At 32.3% G+C, this 13,770-nt stretch carries 17 protein-coding genes and 1 pseudogene; 11 read left to right on the top strand and 7 right to left on the bottom strand.

Features of this window, described 5'->3' with window-relative positions; genetic code table 11:
- The first annotated feature begins 14 nt into the window (after positions 1 to 14).
- Together K5781_RS09250 and thiL are read left to right on the top strand one after the other, a co-directional pair.
- Positions 15 to 1,313 carry a phosphomannomutase gene (locus K5781_RS09250; protein ID WP_297443298.1) on the top strand — a complete coding sequence of 433 codons (1,299 nt, stop codon included), beginning with the start codon at positions 15 to 17 and terminating at the stop codon, positions 1,311 to 1,313.
- Positions 1,297 to 2,247 carry a thiamine-phosphate kinase gene (thiL, locus tag K5781_RS09245; protein ID WP_297443295.1) on the top strand — a complete coding sequence of 317 codons (951 nt, stop codon included), beginning with the start codon at positions 1,297 to 1,299 and terminating at the stop codon, positions 2,245 to 2,247. The genes K5781_RS09250 and thiL overlap by 17 nt, the downstream gene beginning before the upstream one ends.
- Here the strand turns inward: thiL and K5781_RS09240 are convergent, their stop codons facing one another.
- The gene (locus K5781_RS09240; protein ID WP_297443292.1) at positions 2,248 to 2,568 is read right to left on the bottom strand and encodes a hypothetical protein; all 321 of its coding nucleotides are present in this window, start codon (positions 2,566 to 2,568) and stop codon (positions 2,248 to 2,250) included.
- A 117-nt stretch (positions 2,569 to 2,685) separates the two neighbouring features.
- Between K5781_RS09240 and K5781_RS09235 the strand changes: the two genes are divergently transcribed.
- The gene (locus K5781_RS09235) at positions 2,686 to 3,186 is read left to right on the top strand and encodes a 30S ribosomal protein S11 (RefSeq protein ID WP_297443289.1); all 501 of its coding nucleotides are present in this window, start codon (positions 2,686 to 2,688) and stop codon (positions 3,184 to 3,186) included.
- On the opposite strand, the gene K5781_RS09230 is transcribed toward K5781_RS09235, so the two are convergent.
- From K5781_RS09230 to K5781_RS09220, 3 genes are read right to left on the bottom strand one after another with little or no spacing between them, the layout of a single operon-like run.
- Positions 3,183 to 3,494 (bottom strand): hypothetical protein, encoded by a 312-nt coding sequence (locus tag K5781_RS09230; protein ID WP_297443286.1) that lies wholly within the window; start codon positions 3,492 to 3,494, stop codon positions 3,183 to 3,185. The genes K5781_RS09235 and K5781_RS09230 overlap by 4 nt on opposite strands.
- On the bottom strand, positions 3,494 to 3,907 hold the full coding sequence (locus K5781_RS09225) for a DNA-binding protein (RefSeq protein WP_297443283.1): 414 nt from the start codon (positions 3,905 to 3,907) through the stop codon (positions 3,494 to 3,496). The genes K5781_RS09230 and K5781_RS09225 overlap by 1 nt, the downstream gene beginning before the upstream one ends.
- Positions 3,904 to 5,352, bottom strand: coding sequence for an RtcB family protein (locus tag K5781_RS09220; RefSeq protein ID WP_297443279.1), 1,449 nt, complete (start codon positions 5,350 to 5,352; stop codon positions 3,904 to 3,906). The genes K5781_RS09225 and K5781_RS09220 overlap by 4 nt, the downstream gene beginning before the upstream one ends.
- Before the next feature lie 89 nt (positions 5,353 to 5,441).
- Here K5781_RS09220 and K5781_RS09215 point away from each other — a divergent pair, with 89 nt between their 5' ends.
- Both K5781_RS09215 and K5781_RS09210 read left to right on the top strand, forming a co-directional pair.
- Complete coding sequence (locus K5781_RS09215) at positions 5,442 to 5,597, top strand: hypothetical protein (protein WP_297443277.1); 156 nt, start codon at positions 5,442 to 5,444, stop codon at positions 5,595 to 5,597.
- Between the two features lie 66 nt (positions 5,598 to 5,663).
- Positions 5,664 to 5,864: a hypothetical protein gene (locus tag K5781_RS09210; RefSeq protein ID WP_297443274.1), complete on the top strand. Its 201-nt coding sequence runs from the start codon at positions 5,664 to 5,666 to the stop codon at positions 5,862 to 5,864.
- A 32-nt stretch (positions 5,865 to 5,896) separates the two neighbouring features.
- On the opposite strand, the gene K5781_RS09205 is transcribed toward K5781_RS09210, so the two are convergent.
- Entirely contained in the window at positions 5,897 to 6,322 is a 426-nt protein-coding gene (locus K5781_RS09205) for a universal stress protein (protein WP_297443272.1), read from the bottom strand.
- A gap of 116 nt (positions 6,323 to 6,438) precedes the next feature.
- Here K5781_RS09205 and K5781_RS09200 point away from each other — a divergent pair, with 116 nt between their 5' ends.
- The 3 genes from K5781_RS09200 to purB all read left to right on the top strand — a co-directional run bounded on the left by K5781_RS09200 (position 6,439) and on the right by purB (position 8,653).
- The gene (locus K5781_RS09200) at positions 6,439 to 6,900 is read left to right on the top strand and encodes a CBS domain-containing protein (protein ID WP_366848242.1); all 462 of its coding nucleotides are present in this window, start codon (positions 6,439 to 6,441) and stop codon (positions 6,898 to 6,900) included.
- Positions 6,901 to 6,908: 8 nt separating this feature from the next.
- A complete protein-coding gene (locus K5781_RS09195; protein ID WP_297443266.1) occupies positions 6,909 to 7,130 on the top strand; it encodes a hypothetical protein in 222 nt (73 codons plus the stop codon).
- A 161-nt stretch (positions 7,131 to 7,291) separates the two neighbouring features.
- Positions 7,292 to 8,653 carry an adenylosuccinate lyase gene (gene purB, locus K5781_RS09190; RefSeq protein WP_297443263.1) on the top strand — a complete coding sequence of 454 codons (1,362 nt, stop codon included), beginning with the start codon at positions 7,292 to 7,294 and terminating at the stop codon, positions 8,651 to 8,653.
- Here the strand turns inward: purB and K5781_RS09185 are convergent.
- A complete protein-coding gene (locus K5781_RS09185; RefSeq protein WP_297443260.1) occupies positions 8,646 to 9,401 on the bottom strand; it encodes an asparagine synthase C-terminal domain-containing protein in 756 nt (251 codons plus the stop codon). The two genes, purB and K5781_RS09185, sit on opposite strands and share 8 nt — an antisense overlap.
- A gap of 70 nt (positions 9,402 to 9,471) precedes the next feature.
- Between K5781_RS09185 and K5781_RS09180 the strand changes: the two genes are divergently transcribed.
- The 3 genes from K5781_RS09180 to K5781_RS09170 all read left to right on the top strand — a co-directional run bounded on the left by K5781_RS09180 (position 9,472) and on the right by K5781_RS09170 (position 12,961).
- Positions 9,472 to 9,750: a 4a-hydroxytetrahydrobiopterin dehydratase gene (locus K5781_RS09180; protein WP_297443257.1), complete on the top strand. Its 279-nt coding sequence runs from the start codon at positions 9,472 to 9,474 to the stop codon at positions 9,748 to 9,750.
- Positions 9,751 to 9,818: 68 nt separating this feature from the next.
- The gene (locus K5781_RS09175; RefSeq protein ID WP_297443254.1) at positions 9,819 to 10,634 is read left to right on the top strand and encodes a 6-carboxytetrahydropterin synthase; all 816 of its coding nucleotides are present in this window, start codon (positions 9,819 to 9,821) and stop codon (positions 10,632 to 10,634) included.
- Positions 10,635 to 10,642: 8 nt separating this feature from the next.
- A complete protein-coding gene (locus K5781_RS09170; RefSeq protein WP_297443252.1) occupies positions 10,643 to 12,961 on the top strand; it encodes a valine--tRNA ligase in 2,319 nt (772 codons plus the stop codon).
- Positions 12,962 to 12,967: 6 nt separating this feature from the next.
- On the opposite strand, the pseudogene K5781_RS09165 reads toward K5781_RS09170, so the two are convergent.
- Positions 12,968 to 13,228, bottom strand: a pseudogene (locus K5781_RS09165) (peptidase); the annotation flags it as partial.
- Positions 13,229 to 13,770: the final 542 nt, after the last annotated feature.

Below are 13,770 nucleotides of genomic sequence, written 5' to 3'. Positions count from 1 at the left end.
CCGAAATGGACTAAATGAAAAAAACAATTTCTGGCATTAGAGGAATTTTTGGAGAAGATCTTAACTTAAAAGACATTCTTGAATTTAGTAATAATTTTTCAATATTAATAAAATCTGGAAAGTGTGTAGTAGGAAAAGACACTAGGCCATCAGGTCAAATGGTAAAAGAAGTAACAAGTGCAACATTGATGAAAAATGGAATAGATGTTTTAAATTTAGAAACAGTTCCAACCCCAGTAGTTTTTAGAGAATCAAGAAAATATGGTGCAGGAATAGTAATTTCATCATCACACAATCCATTAGAATGGAATGGAATGAAATTCATCATAGAAGGAAGGGGAATAAATGAACAGGAACTCCCAGAAATTTTACAACATCAAGAAATAACTCAAACAAATATCGGAGTAGAGTCTGATATATCATCGTCATATATTGAGGATGCAAAGAAAATCATAGGCAACATAGAAAATAATCCAGAAATTGTAGTGGATATTGGAGGGGGTGCTGCTAAGGGATTTGCACCTGAATTACTAAGAGAAATTGGGTGCAAGGTTCAAATTCTTAATGAAGATCTGGCTGGATGTACACGTGGTCCTGATCCAACATCAGATAATTTATCTGACTTGATTACATCAAGTGATAAAAAAGATATTGGATTTGCATTTGATTTAGACGGTGATCGATTAGTTGTTGTAAGAAAAGGTAAAAAGCAAACACCAGATGTTACATTGGGGTTGGGTGTAGCAAAATCATTAGAGTTAGGCTACAAAAAATTTGTTTTAAGTATTGATACTAGTGTCTCAATTGAAAAATATATCAAAGAAAGAGGCGGAACTGTTCAAAGATCCAAAGTAGGAGAAGCGAATGTAATAGATCTAATGTTAAAAAACAATGCACAAGCAGGGGGAGAGGGAAGTAGTGGAGGTTTCATTCTACCAGAGTTTAATTATTGTAGAGAAGGAATACTATCCAGTGGTTTAATTGCATCGATGTTAGGAACTGCAGAATTCAATGATATACTAAACCATATGGAAAGTTTTCATCAAATTAGAGATAAGACAGAAATTGATTCAGAGTTTCACGATAAAGTTATTGATGAAATAAAATCAGAATTCTCTAAAGATTATTCAGAAACTATTGCAATGGATGGGGTTAAAGGAATTATTGATGAAGACAGTTGGGTATTGATTAGAAAATCAAACACAGAAGACATCATTAGAGTTTCAGCTGAATCAAATAATGAAGAAAAGTGTAATGAAATTGTAAAAAACACAATAGAAATGGTGAATAAAAGTTATGAAAAAATTAGATGAAACAGAAATAATTAAAATTTTTCAAAAAGGTTTAGGCAATAAAAAATTTGAATCTGAAGATGTAGAAATTTTAAATTTTGACAAGATAAAGATAGTTGCTAAAACAGATACGCTAGTAGAAAGTACAGATATTCCCTCAAAGATGAATCTCTTAGATGCTGCAAGAAAGAGCATAGTTGCTTGTGTAAGTGATTTTGCTTCAAAAGGGGTCAAACCAAAATATCTAATGATTTCAGTAAATCTTCCAGATACAATGTCACGCCCAAAAATTAACGAAATTGTATCAGGTTTCAAAAAGACATGTAAAGAGTTTGATATTTTGTTTCTTGGCGGCGATACGAACGGAGGGAAGGAACTGGTGTTCAACGTATGTCTTTTTGGAATTACAGACAAAATAGTTACAAGAAAGGATTCCAAGAAAGGAGATTTGATATTTGTGACAGGACCATTTGGCTATACTTCTGTAGGATTAAGCATGTTGCTAGACAAAAAGCGTGGAAGTAAGTCTTTGGTAAAAAAAGCTATCAATTCAGTCACAAATCCAAAACCCAGACTAGAGTTTGGGTTAAAAAATAAAAAATATTTTTCATCATCTATGGACTCTAGTGATGGATTATCTACCACTCTAAATGAAATGTCAAAGCAGAGCAAGAAAAAGTTTGTAATAGAAAATATCCCATGTTTGAAGGATTTGAAAGAATTTTCAAAAGATTTCAAATTAAATTTGAACGATATTGTGTTCAATGGAGGAGAAGAATATGAATTTGTATTTACAACAAATCCAACTAATAGAAACATAATTAAAAAAAATGCCAAATTACTGAAAATTCCAATTATAGAAATAGGTTATGTATCAAAAGGCAACGGTGTTTTTGTTCATAAAGAATCAAAATTGATTCGTTTGAAGGATTTAGGATGGAAACATCTTAGTTGATTATTCACCGTGTGAAAAATCTCGTTCAACATTATTTACGATACTAAAAACAGATTCTGCAGGCAATACATTAACACATTCTGTAATCCATAATTCATCCAAGTATATCAATCGCTTAAAATCATCAGTTGGAAGTTCATCTGGGTGTGAATCAGGATACGTTGCATGGATTCGATATCCTTCGTTGGCTATTTGCTGGCAGTTTTTTTCTAATGGAGATAATGCAGAGTCAGTGATCGGTGTTAGAAATTGAATTAAGACTGATCCAATTAATGCAACAGTAACTGCTATTCCAATTGCCAATAAAAGAATTGAAGCCAATTAATGCAATCAACCCAATATAGTATATGAATAGTCAGGGATTTGCTTCCAAGTGTCCAAATTAAGGCAAGATATGAAAATCAATGTATTTTAAACCCTTTAAGGTCTGAGTAGACATTGTCAGAAGTCGAAGCTGAGGTTAAAGAAGCAAAAGTCGAAGAGATTGAAACAGCAGTAGAGGAAGTAGAAGCTGTAGAAGAAGTAAAATCTCAACCAGAAACCAAAAAAGAGGGCCCTGAGAAATGGGGTATTGCCCATATTTACAGCAGTTACAATAATACAATTATTCACATGACTGACCTAACAGGAGGAGAAACAGTTTCCATTAGTTCAGGAGGAAATCATGTTAATGCAGATAGATATGAATCATCACCATTTGCTGCAATGAAAGCTGCAAATGCTGTTGTTGAATCAGCAAGAACAAAAGGATTTACAGGATTTCATATCAGAGTTCGCGCTGTAGGTGGAGTTGGTTCCAGAGTTCCTGGTCCAGGTGCACAAGCTGCCATCAGAGCATTGGCAAGAGGCGGATTTAAAATTGGAAGAATAGATGATGTTACACCAATTCCTCATGACACCACCAGAAAGAAAGGTGGAAAAAGAGGAAGAAGAGTCTAGTCAGATATTTTTATTTTCAAATTACATCCTTTAGATGTAAAATAGTCTGCCATAAATTTAGTAAATTTTTCCGTTGCATCGTTTGCTTGATATTTATCAATCATGTCAGAGAATTTTTCTTGAATTCCATTTTGTAAATCAGGTTTGAAAGCTAATTTGAAAAAAGTCCATCCAAATTTTGATGATGGTTCACTAAGAACATAACCGTTGTAACCACTAACAAGACTTTCCATATGAGATAATGATTTTTTGATTAAGAATAAGTCATCTTCATAATTTTTTGTTCCAATTTCTAAAACAATATTCATTAATCATCACCATCATTTGATGATTGATTACTAAGTTTGTCACTTAGTGATACAAATTTTCCATCTTGTTCTACATTAATTTTTGTGGCCATTCTTACATTTAGTCCAACTGATCTAAACAGTGTGAGTAATTTACCACCATCAATAGTTTCATTGATTTCACCAGATTTTATTAATTCAGATAATTTTTGAATAATCATTTTAGTTTCATTAGGAAATTGAATTTCTGCATTTTCTAAAACCTCTGATCCTCTAAACCCAAGAACTTTGATCAGAGAATCTCTAGGATTTTCAGAAAGTGTGTCTTTTGTGTTGTCTGTAGTTGGCTCAGGTTCTTTTTTTGTAGAAATATTTTTTTGCATTTCTGCAAGTCTTTTTGCCTTTAGTCTTTCTAGTTCAGAATCTTCGCTCAACCCTTAATCACACCAATAGGCACTAATTTGGCAACTTTTGTGGCAATTCCCAGATTATGGGAGACATTTACTACAGAATCAACATCTTTGTATGCTTGAGGGGTTTCTTCCACCACCCCATCTCTGGTTAATGCTTTGATAAATATGCCCTTGTCATTGAGAGATTTTTTGACATCATTTTCAGTATAATTTCGCCTAGCCTTTGATCTTGACATTGTTCTTCCAGCACCATGTGCAGTAGAACCAAAACTCAAATTCATAGAATTAGGTTGACCAAGTAAAATCCAGCTTGCAGTTCCCATGGAACCAGGAACTAAAACAGGTTGTCCTAAATCCCTATATTTTGATGGTATTTCATCACGATTTGCAGGAAATGCTCTGGTAGCACCTTTTCTATGAACAACCAAATTTCTGTCATAGCCATCAACTTTGTGTTTTTCTACTTTAGCAATATTGTGAGCAACATCATAAACTAATTTCATATCTAGATCTGATTCTGATTGATTGAATATGCGTTGAAAAGAATTTCTTGTCCAATGAGTTAACATTTGCCTATTACTCCATGCAAAATTTAATGCTGAAAACATTGCTTTTCTATACGATTCTCCTTCTTCAGAATTATTTGGAACGCATGCAAGTTCTCTGTCTGGTAAATTGATATCATATTTTTGCATAGCTTGTTCTGAAACTCTAAGATAATCACTACATACTTGGTGACCAAAGCCTCTAGAACCACAGTGAATTAAAATTGTGATAGTTCCTTCTTCAATTCCCATTCTCTTTGCTGCTTCTTGATCATGAACTTCTGCAACCTTTTGAACTTCAAGAAAATGATTTCCAGAACCTAAACTTCCCAACTGTGGAGCCCCACGTTTTCTTGCTTTTTCAGAGACCTTGTTTGGATCAGCATTTGGAATTTGACCATTTTCTTCACAGACATCAGCGTCATCTGATGAACCATAACCATGATCAATTGCCCAATTTACTCCATTGACTAAAACTTCATCAAGTTCTGAATGTGTAAGTTTAACTGCACCCTTAGAACCAACACCAGATGGAATTGAGCTGAAAAGGTCTGTTACAAGTTCTTTAAGTTTTGAACGAACTGTTTGTTCTGATAAATTTGAACGAAGCAATCTAACACCACAGTTGATATCATATCCAACACCACCAGGGCTGATCATTCCTTCTTCAGCATCCATTGCAGCAACTCCGCCAACAGGAAAACCATATCCTTCATGACCATCAGGCAATACAACACTATGTCCTACAATTCCAGGAATTGAGGCTACATTTCGTGCCTGCATGATTGTTCTATCAGAAAGCATTTTTTGCATTAAAGGTTCATCAGCATAAATCCTAACTGGAACCTTCATTCCAAGATTTGTATCAGCATCAATTTGGTATTGATTTTCACCAATTTTTCTGGGATTAGTAGAAGACATGAGTATGGGTAAAAATTCCTTTCAATCCAATTTAAATCATCAGAAGATTTGTAAAATAATTTTAAATTAATCAATGTTAATTCTAAAGTATGTTAGATGAAGATGTAATCACACAAAAAGCAAATCAATTACTTGCAGAACTAAGATCGAATCCTGATTGGGCAATTGATGAAAAGAATTTCAAACAAGGGTATTTCAAAGCTTTAGAATGGGTTTTACAAGACACTGGAATAATAGAAAGATAGTTTTAAAAAAAATCAATCAAAGGATTAATGAGCTAACTTATCTATGATAAAATTATTTTATCAAGTATGGTTAGAAGAGTAATTTCAGAAGAAGAGAAAGAAAAACAAAAAGAAGAGCAAAAAATCAGAGCAACTGCTTCAAGAGCTGCTAGAAGAAGTGGAAAACCTATGAAAAAAGAAGGAAAAGTCAGCAAAGCTAGTGCTAAAGCAAAAGAAGTCAGATCATCAAAGAAAGTTGCAGCAGTAAAAAAGAGAACAAGAAGTTAGATTTCCTAGTAAAGTGTAATTATTTTTTAATATTATTTCACTATAAGAACAGGTTTCTTTGATTTGTGAAGCACATAGTTAGATGTACTACCTAAGAAAATTTCTTTTGTTGCACTCATTCCTCTAGATCCAATCACGATCAGATCAAAATTTTGTTTATCTGCAACCTCAACAATTCTTTTTCCTTCATCACCATATGACACCCTATCAAAAAATAATATTCCTTGTTTTGCAGCCTTTAACTTGGCTTTTTTCATAATTTTTTGTGCATTTCCAAGTAAAATTTTCTCTAAAGGAGTGATAGGATCATTAGTTCTAGGTTTTACAATTCCTGCCACGTAAAGGCCAGTAATAGTTGCGTGTGACTCTCTTGCCATATGAATTGCAATATCAAGACCTCGAAATGAGTTTGAAGAACCATCCAAAGGTACTAGAATCTTCTTTATCTGAATTGCCACCAAGTAATCAACTGATTTTTTTTAATTTAAAGTGGATTTAGATTATCTAGTATGATTTTCAGCTTTGAGATTCTAGAAGATAATAAAATAATCAATTCTCCAATGTTAAAGTGAAAATGACAAATGGGAAAACAATGACAATTGCAGATGTTATGACTAAATCAGTTATCTCTGTAGATTCTACAATGACAATTAATGAAGCAGCTAAAATGATGGAGGATGCAAAAGTAGGGGCAGTTATTGTGACAGAAGATAATTTACCTGTAGGGATAATTACAGATAGAGACTTTTCAGTAAAAGTAGCAGCTCATGCATATCAAATCACAGACCCTGTTAAACAAATCATGTCAACACCATTGTTCTCAATTAATTCAGATGAATCAGTTAGAATGGCAGCAGATCTAATGCATGAAAGAGGAATTAGGAAGTTACCAGTTGTAGATGATGATGAAATTGTAGGGATAATTACTGCAACAGATATTGTAAATTTGTTAGCCGTATGTGTTGAAGATGATGTAAGAGACATGTATTTTCATTCAGTTGCAAAGATTTTTACCAATTATAGTCCATATAATTAGAAGAAATTATGCCATTACCGATTATTGTATTAGTTACTATACCTATTTTGTTAGGTATTGTTTACATGCCTCCTTTTGATCTACCTGCAGAAGAAGAGCCAAGAGAAATCAAGGATGAACCTGATCTGAGTATATTATACTATATCTTAATGGGAATTTGGACGTTGTATTTGATCAAGATTCTTCTTCAAGTAAAAAGAAGAACTTTCAAAGTTACACAGAGGTATTAGATGAATACTGCCCCTTATTGGAGAAAAAATGTATGCTCAGACTGTAAGAGAATGAAATGTCAAAAAGGTTGTTTGTGCGATTGTCATCAACTAAGAGACAGAGTTAATTAGATTCAGACATCATGAGTAGATTTATTTTCCATGTCTAAAAAATAGAAACATTGGCAATTTTACCTATTGATAATGGTCGTTATGGTACCAAAGAAATGATGGAGATTTTCAGTGAACAAAAGAAAGTAGATTATCAATTAGAGATCGAAGGTGCTGCAGCCATTTCTCAAAGTGAAATTGGTATGATCTCAAAAAGTGTAGGTAAAGAGATACACAAGGTTGCAACATCTGGAAAAATTACTGCAAAAAGAATCAAACAGTTAGAAGCAAAAAGTGATCATGATACAGCTGCCTTAGTGGAATCATTAAGTGAAAAATGTTCTAAAAATGCAAGACCCTGGATTCATTATGGTCTTACAAGTAATGATTTAGTTGATACAAGTAATTCAATGCAGATGAGAGACGCATTACAAATTATTGAACCCAAAGTTGCAGAGATGGCATCAATTCTAGCAAAAAAAGCTGTTTCTTATTCAAAAATTCCAGCAGTAGGTAGAACCCATGGACAACATGCAAGCATTATTTCATTTGGATTAAAATTTGCAAACTGGGCTGCAGAAATGGCAAAACATGTAGAAAGAATCGAAGAGATTAAGAAAAGAATTTTGATTTGTAAAACTCTAGGAGTTGTAGGTACAGGTTCTTTAATGGGTGCAAAATCATTAGAAGTTCAAAAAAGAGCAGCCAAGAGATTAAAATTATTTCCAGCAGAAGTAACAACCCAAGTTGTTCCTAGAGAAAGATATGCAGAATATGTGTTTGAATTAGCATTAATTGGAACCACATTAGAAAAAATTGCAATAGAAATTAGAAATTTACAAAGAACTGAGATAGGAGAGGTTGCTGAGCAATTCAAGAAAGGACAAATGGGTAGTAGTGCAGTTCCCGTAAAAAGAAATCCAATAAAGAGTGAAAGAGTATCATCGTTATCAAAATTAGTTAGGAGTCAAGTTGCAATATCTTTTGAAAATATTCCATTATGGCATGAAAGAGATCTTTCAAATTCAGCTAATGAAAGATTTGTAATCCCAACAGTATCCATTCTAGTTGACGAAATGCTAGAAACCATGACGAGGATTGTTTCAAATTTGATGGTAAATGAAAAAAGAATTGTAGATAATCTATACATTACAAAAGGTCAAATATTTGCAGAATTTGTATTAGAGGCATTAATCAAAAAAGGCATTCCAAGATTTGTAGCATATAGAGATGTTCAAAGAGTTGCATTTGAGGCAAACGATAAAGGAATGTTCTACAAAGATGCGATAAAAAAAGATAAAGCATTTTCTTCGAATTTGTCTGATAAAGAAATTGATGCAATATTTTCACCAGAAAAACATTTGGGTGCATCTCCTACAATCATAAACAATGTACAAAAATCAGTTCAGAAGACAGTTAAGAAATTTATCTAGTTTTCAGTAAGGCTTTGTGAATTTTAGAACCGTATTGTAACGCTTTTTTTCGTTTTGTACAAGAAAGGTCGGGTACATTAACTTGTTTGGCTAATTTTCTAATAATGTGCTTTCTGTATAGATCTTCAGAATCATGAATTTTTTCAGAGATGGGAATAGATTTTGCATATTCAATAAATTTTGACGAAAGTAATGGTTGTAGTATTTGTACTCCGAATTCAGATGCAATAAGATTTACAGCTTTCATCATTTTTAATTCATTTTCTAATTTTGTAATCATAACTTCATTAATTTTAGATTCACCTCCAGAAAATGCTTCCCTATATGCATTATAGCCACAAAACAATTCATCTATTCCATTTGCAGTAATCACGGTATCAAGATCTAATTCGTGTGCCAACTTTGAAACATAATAAAATGCAATACAATTTTCATTCCATGATAAATTATCAGTCTTTATTGTTTGATTAATTTTTGAAGAGATGTCTGGAAATGTTTCTGAATCAATTTCATAAATATGATGAGTATAATTAAGATATTCATTAACTTCTTTTGCAAATAATATATCGTGTGATTCAGAAAATCCAATGGTTAGTAATGTAATATCATACTCCATATCTGAACAAATTTTTGAAATTAATGTGCTGTCAACACCACCAGAAAATGCAATTCCTATTTTCTTTTTTTTGACAGTTTCAGAAATAGATTGTTTTATTTTTTCAAGTAATTTTTGGTTTATTTCATCCATTATCTATTATACATATTCTGTTGTAGGGTAATGAATGAATCTTTTAATTTAACATTATATTCCGAACAGTATGATACGATTGTCTCAAGCAGATATTGAAGCAGAATTACAAAAATTACCTGGTTGGAGTGTTGTTAATGAAAAACTACATAAAGAATTTGAATTTGAATCATTTAATCAGGCCTTTGGTTTTATGACCAGATCTGCCATGGAAATTGAAAAAATGAATCATCATCCAGAATGGTTTAATGTATACAATAGAATAATCATTGACCTAACAACTCATGATGCTGGAGGCATTACAAAAAATGATGTAAATCTGGCTAGAATTTTAAATTCTTTGGCATAAGATTTTTGGAGAAATATAGTCACATCCATTACAGAATTTATATTATATCCATAGTCAGTTGACTTCACATGGCTTCAAGTCCTACAATTCTGGATTCTGATTTTAGATATATCGATAAGAATGGAAATTTACTTAAAACAAGAACAGAATTAACAGTGGCTCAAATGCTCACATTTCTTGAACAAGATTATGAGTACAATCACAAAGTTACTTTAAAGAATGGAATTGAGGTTACAGTAGATTTCAAAACAGAAAAAGGATTGATTGAAGTAATTGATACTGATGAAGATATTGAAAAATACAAGCAAATCAAAGAAGATTTTCCTCAAAATAAAATCATGGCAATAGGACATGCAAAATATGTTGCACAAATAAAAGAATTACAAGATATTGTATTTTATGATAAAACTCCACAAACAGGTTCAATATTTTTAGAAGATGCATCATTCTCATTTGATTATGCACATATTTTACCATTAGTTGAAAAATGTTCCATATTACATGGACATACTTCATCAGTAATGGTAGAATTGGTAGGACAAATGAAAGATAATCTTCTTTTAGATTTTGGAGAAGCTAAAAAAATCATCAAAGAAGTTGTTAATGTATTTGATCATAAATTTTTCATTAATAGAAAATATTTACAAAAAGAAGATGATTCACATTATCATATTCAATTTGAAGGCCCCAAAGGAATGTTTGAATTACAAGTTCCTAAAAACACCACGTATCTTTTAGAAGGAGAAGCTACAGTTGAAAATCTTTCAAGCGAAATAATTAAACTGTTAGTACCAAAAATGCCATCAAATGTAGAAGCAGTAGGTGTTTACATCTATGAAGGTTACAATAAAGGATCTCACATTATTTCAAACATAGAAAGATAGTTAGGAAGATGGAACCAAAAATATCAGAAAAAGCATGGAATCCAGAATTAGAAAAGAAAATTCTACAACAATGGGAAGAAGATAAAATTTATGATTTTGTGCCTCAAGAAGATAATTACACGATAGATACACCTCCCCCATATCCATCAGGCAGACCTTGGCACATTGGAGCAGCAGCTCACTATTCACAAATTGATATGATTGCACGTACTGCACGAATGGCTGGAAAAAATGTCTATTTTCCAATAGGAATTGACAGGAATGGTCTTCCTGTTGAATTGTATACAGAGAAAAAACACAAAATTAGAATGAGAGAAACAGAACGAGGGGAGTTTCTGAATCTTTGTAGAGAAGCACTAGATGATTTAGAGGCAGAAATGATCTTAATAATGAAAAGTTTAGGAATCAGCGGAGATTTTTCAAATTACTATAGAACAGATTCGCAAGAATACAGAGCACTAACACAATCAACGTTTATTGAATTATGGAAAAAAGGACAAGTATACTTAGCAAACAGACCTAACAATTATGATTGGGTATCAGGTACAACTATTGCTGATGCAGAAATACTGTATGAAGATCTATCTACAAAATTAGTTTATATGAAATTTAAAATCAAGGATACAGATAAGGAAATAATTATTGCAAGTACTAGACCTGAATTACTTTGTGCATGTAGAACAATCATTGTAAATCCAGAAGATGAAAGATATAATCAATATATTGGGAGAAAAATAATTGTTCCAATTACAAATGTAGAAGTGGAACTAAGAACTCATCATTCAGCTCAACAGGAATTTGGTTCTGGTGCTGTGATGGTATGTAGTTACGGTGATCAAAATGATGTGGCATTATTTAGAGAATTAGAATTAGAAGAAATTGTTGCAATTGGATTAGATGGTAGAATGACAGAAGTAGCAGGAGAATATGCAGGATTAAAACCAAAGCAAGCACGAACAAAAATCATAGAGGATTTAGAGACTAAAGGATTTTTAGAAAAAGTTGAAGATATTGTTCACAGAACACCAGTATCAGAAAGAAGCAAGACTCCAATCGAAATAATTCCTATGGAAGAATATTACCTAAAACAAAAAGAATCAGTTGAAAAGATCAAAAAATTAGGTCAAGAAATAACATTTCATCCTTCAATGCATAAACAAATTCTGATGAATTGGTTAGAATCTATCAATATTGATTGGCCAATATCTAGAAGAAGATATTATGGAACAGAAATCCCAATTTGGTATTGTAAAAAATGTTCAGAACCACATGTGCCTGAGCCGGGTAAGTATTACAGACCTTGGGAAGAAGATTGTCCAATCAGCAATTGCATCAAGTGTGATTCTGCTGAATTTGTAGGTGAAGAACGAACATTTGATACATGGATGGATTCTAGTGTATCACCTCTCTTCATAAGTAAATTTAACAGAGATGAAGAATTTTTCAAAAAAGTTTATCCAGCATCAATCAGACCTCAAGCAAAAGATATTGTAAGAACTTGGTTATACTATACACTTCTAAGATGTGAACAATTAACAGGAGAAAAGCCATGGTCTGAAGCTTGGGTGATGGGATACGGTTTGGATGAAAAAGGGATGAAGATGAGTAAAAGTAAAGGTAATGCAATAGATCCTTTACCAGTCATTGAAAAATTAGGGGCAGATACTTTTAGGTTTTGGAGTGCAAGTGAAATAAATCATGGATATGATTTTAGATGTAATGAACAAAAAATTGAATCAACAAAAAAATTCCTTAGTAAATTATGGAATGTGTCAAGATTTTTGTCTAGTTTTCCAGTAATCAAATCAGGAAAACTTTCTGCATCAGATGAATGGATTTTAGCAGAATTGGATCAACTAGTAAAAGAATGTAGGAGAGGATATGAAGATTATAATTTCTTTATTCCAGCAATTGCCATTAGAGAATTTACATGGAATATTTTTGCTGCACATTATATTGAAATGGTAAAGGCAAGAGCATATGGAATTGATTTTTCAGATGAAGAAAGAGACGGTGCAATTTTTACACTACACAAAACTCTATCAACAATTTTAAAATTATTAGCTCCTATTACGCCATTTATTACAGAACATCTTTGGAAAGAATTGTATTCAAAAGATAGTATTCATAGAGAAAAACAAGTAGAACCTGAAAATATTGAAGAGAAAAGTAATGTGACAAAAGAAATTTCTGAATTCAACTCAAAAGTATGGAATGAGAAAAAAGCTCAAAATCTCTCATTAAAAGATTCAATCAAGATTGAAATTCCTGCATCACTAGAACCATTCAAAAAAGATTTGAAGTCTATGCATAATTTGTTGGATTGAGTCTAATTATACCTGTAAAATACCATTTGTTATCATATATTGAATTCCTTGAATGAAAGCATCATCATCAATTTGTCCATCAGCCCACCAACCTGCATTATTTTTAATCCAAGAAGGAATTTCATTTCCAATTGATTCACCAGATTCTGTTTGGGGAATATTCATTATTTCTTCAGAAATCATATATTGAATTCCTTGAATGAAAGCATCATCATCAATTTGTCCATCAGCCCACCAACCTGCATTATTTTTAATCCAAGAAGGAATTTCAGGTTCGGTATAAAATGGATTCAGGGCGTCAGTTCCAATAATATCAATCACAGAGTCACCTGAAAAGAATGGAATTACAAGTGTTCTAGAATCAGATGTTGATTTGATTTCTGCATAATCTGTTTCAAATCCATCTACTAAAACAAAAAAAACATCATCTAAAGTATCAAATTTTGAGTCTAGTAATGAACGAGGAATAGTTATTTCAACAGAACCATCCGATGTTGTGTCCATCGTAATAATTAATTCAATAAAATCAGGATCTAAGAAAATTGTGTCAAGTAACCCATTTTCAATTTTATAATCTACATCAAATGAGTCAACAGTGATAGTTCCCACATCACCATAAGAAAATTGAGAGAAAGAGAAAACTATGGAAAACAAAGCTAAAAGAAAAAAAGAGTTCTTTAGAATCAATCTTAATTCCCTGTTAGACCAATTTCTTCAGATAATTCAACAGTGATTTCATTACCTGTTGTGTCATCTGTTGTGTCATCTGTTGTGTCATCTGTTGTGTCATCTGTTGTGTCATCTGTTGT

Origin of the sequence: Nitrosopumilus sp. (genome assembly GCF_025699255.1) — an archaeon.
Lineage (GTDB): Archaea > Thermoproteota > Nitrososphaeria > Nitrososphaerales > Nitrosopumilaceae > Nitrosopumilus.
This window is presented reverse-complemented; position numbering and strand designations above follow the sequence as displayed.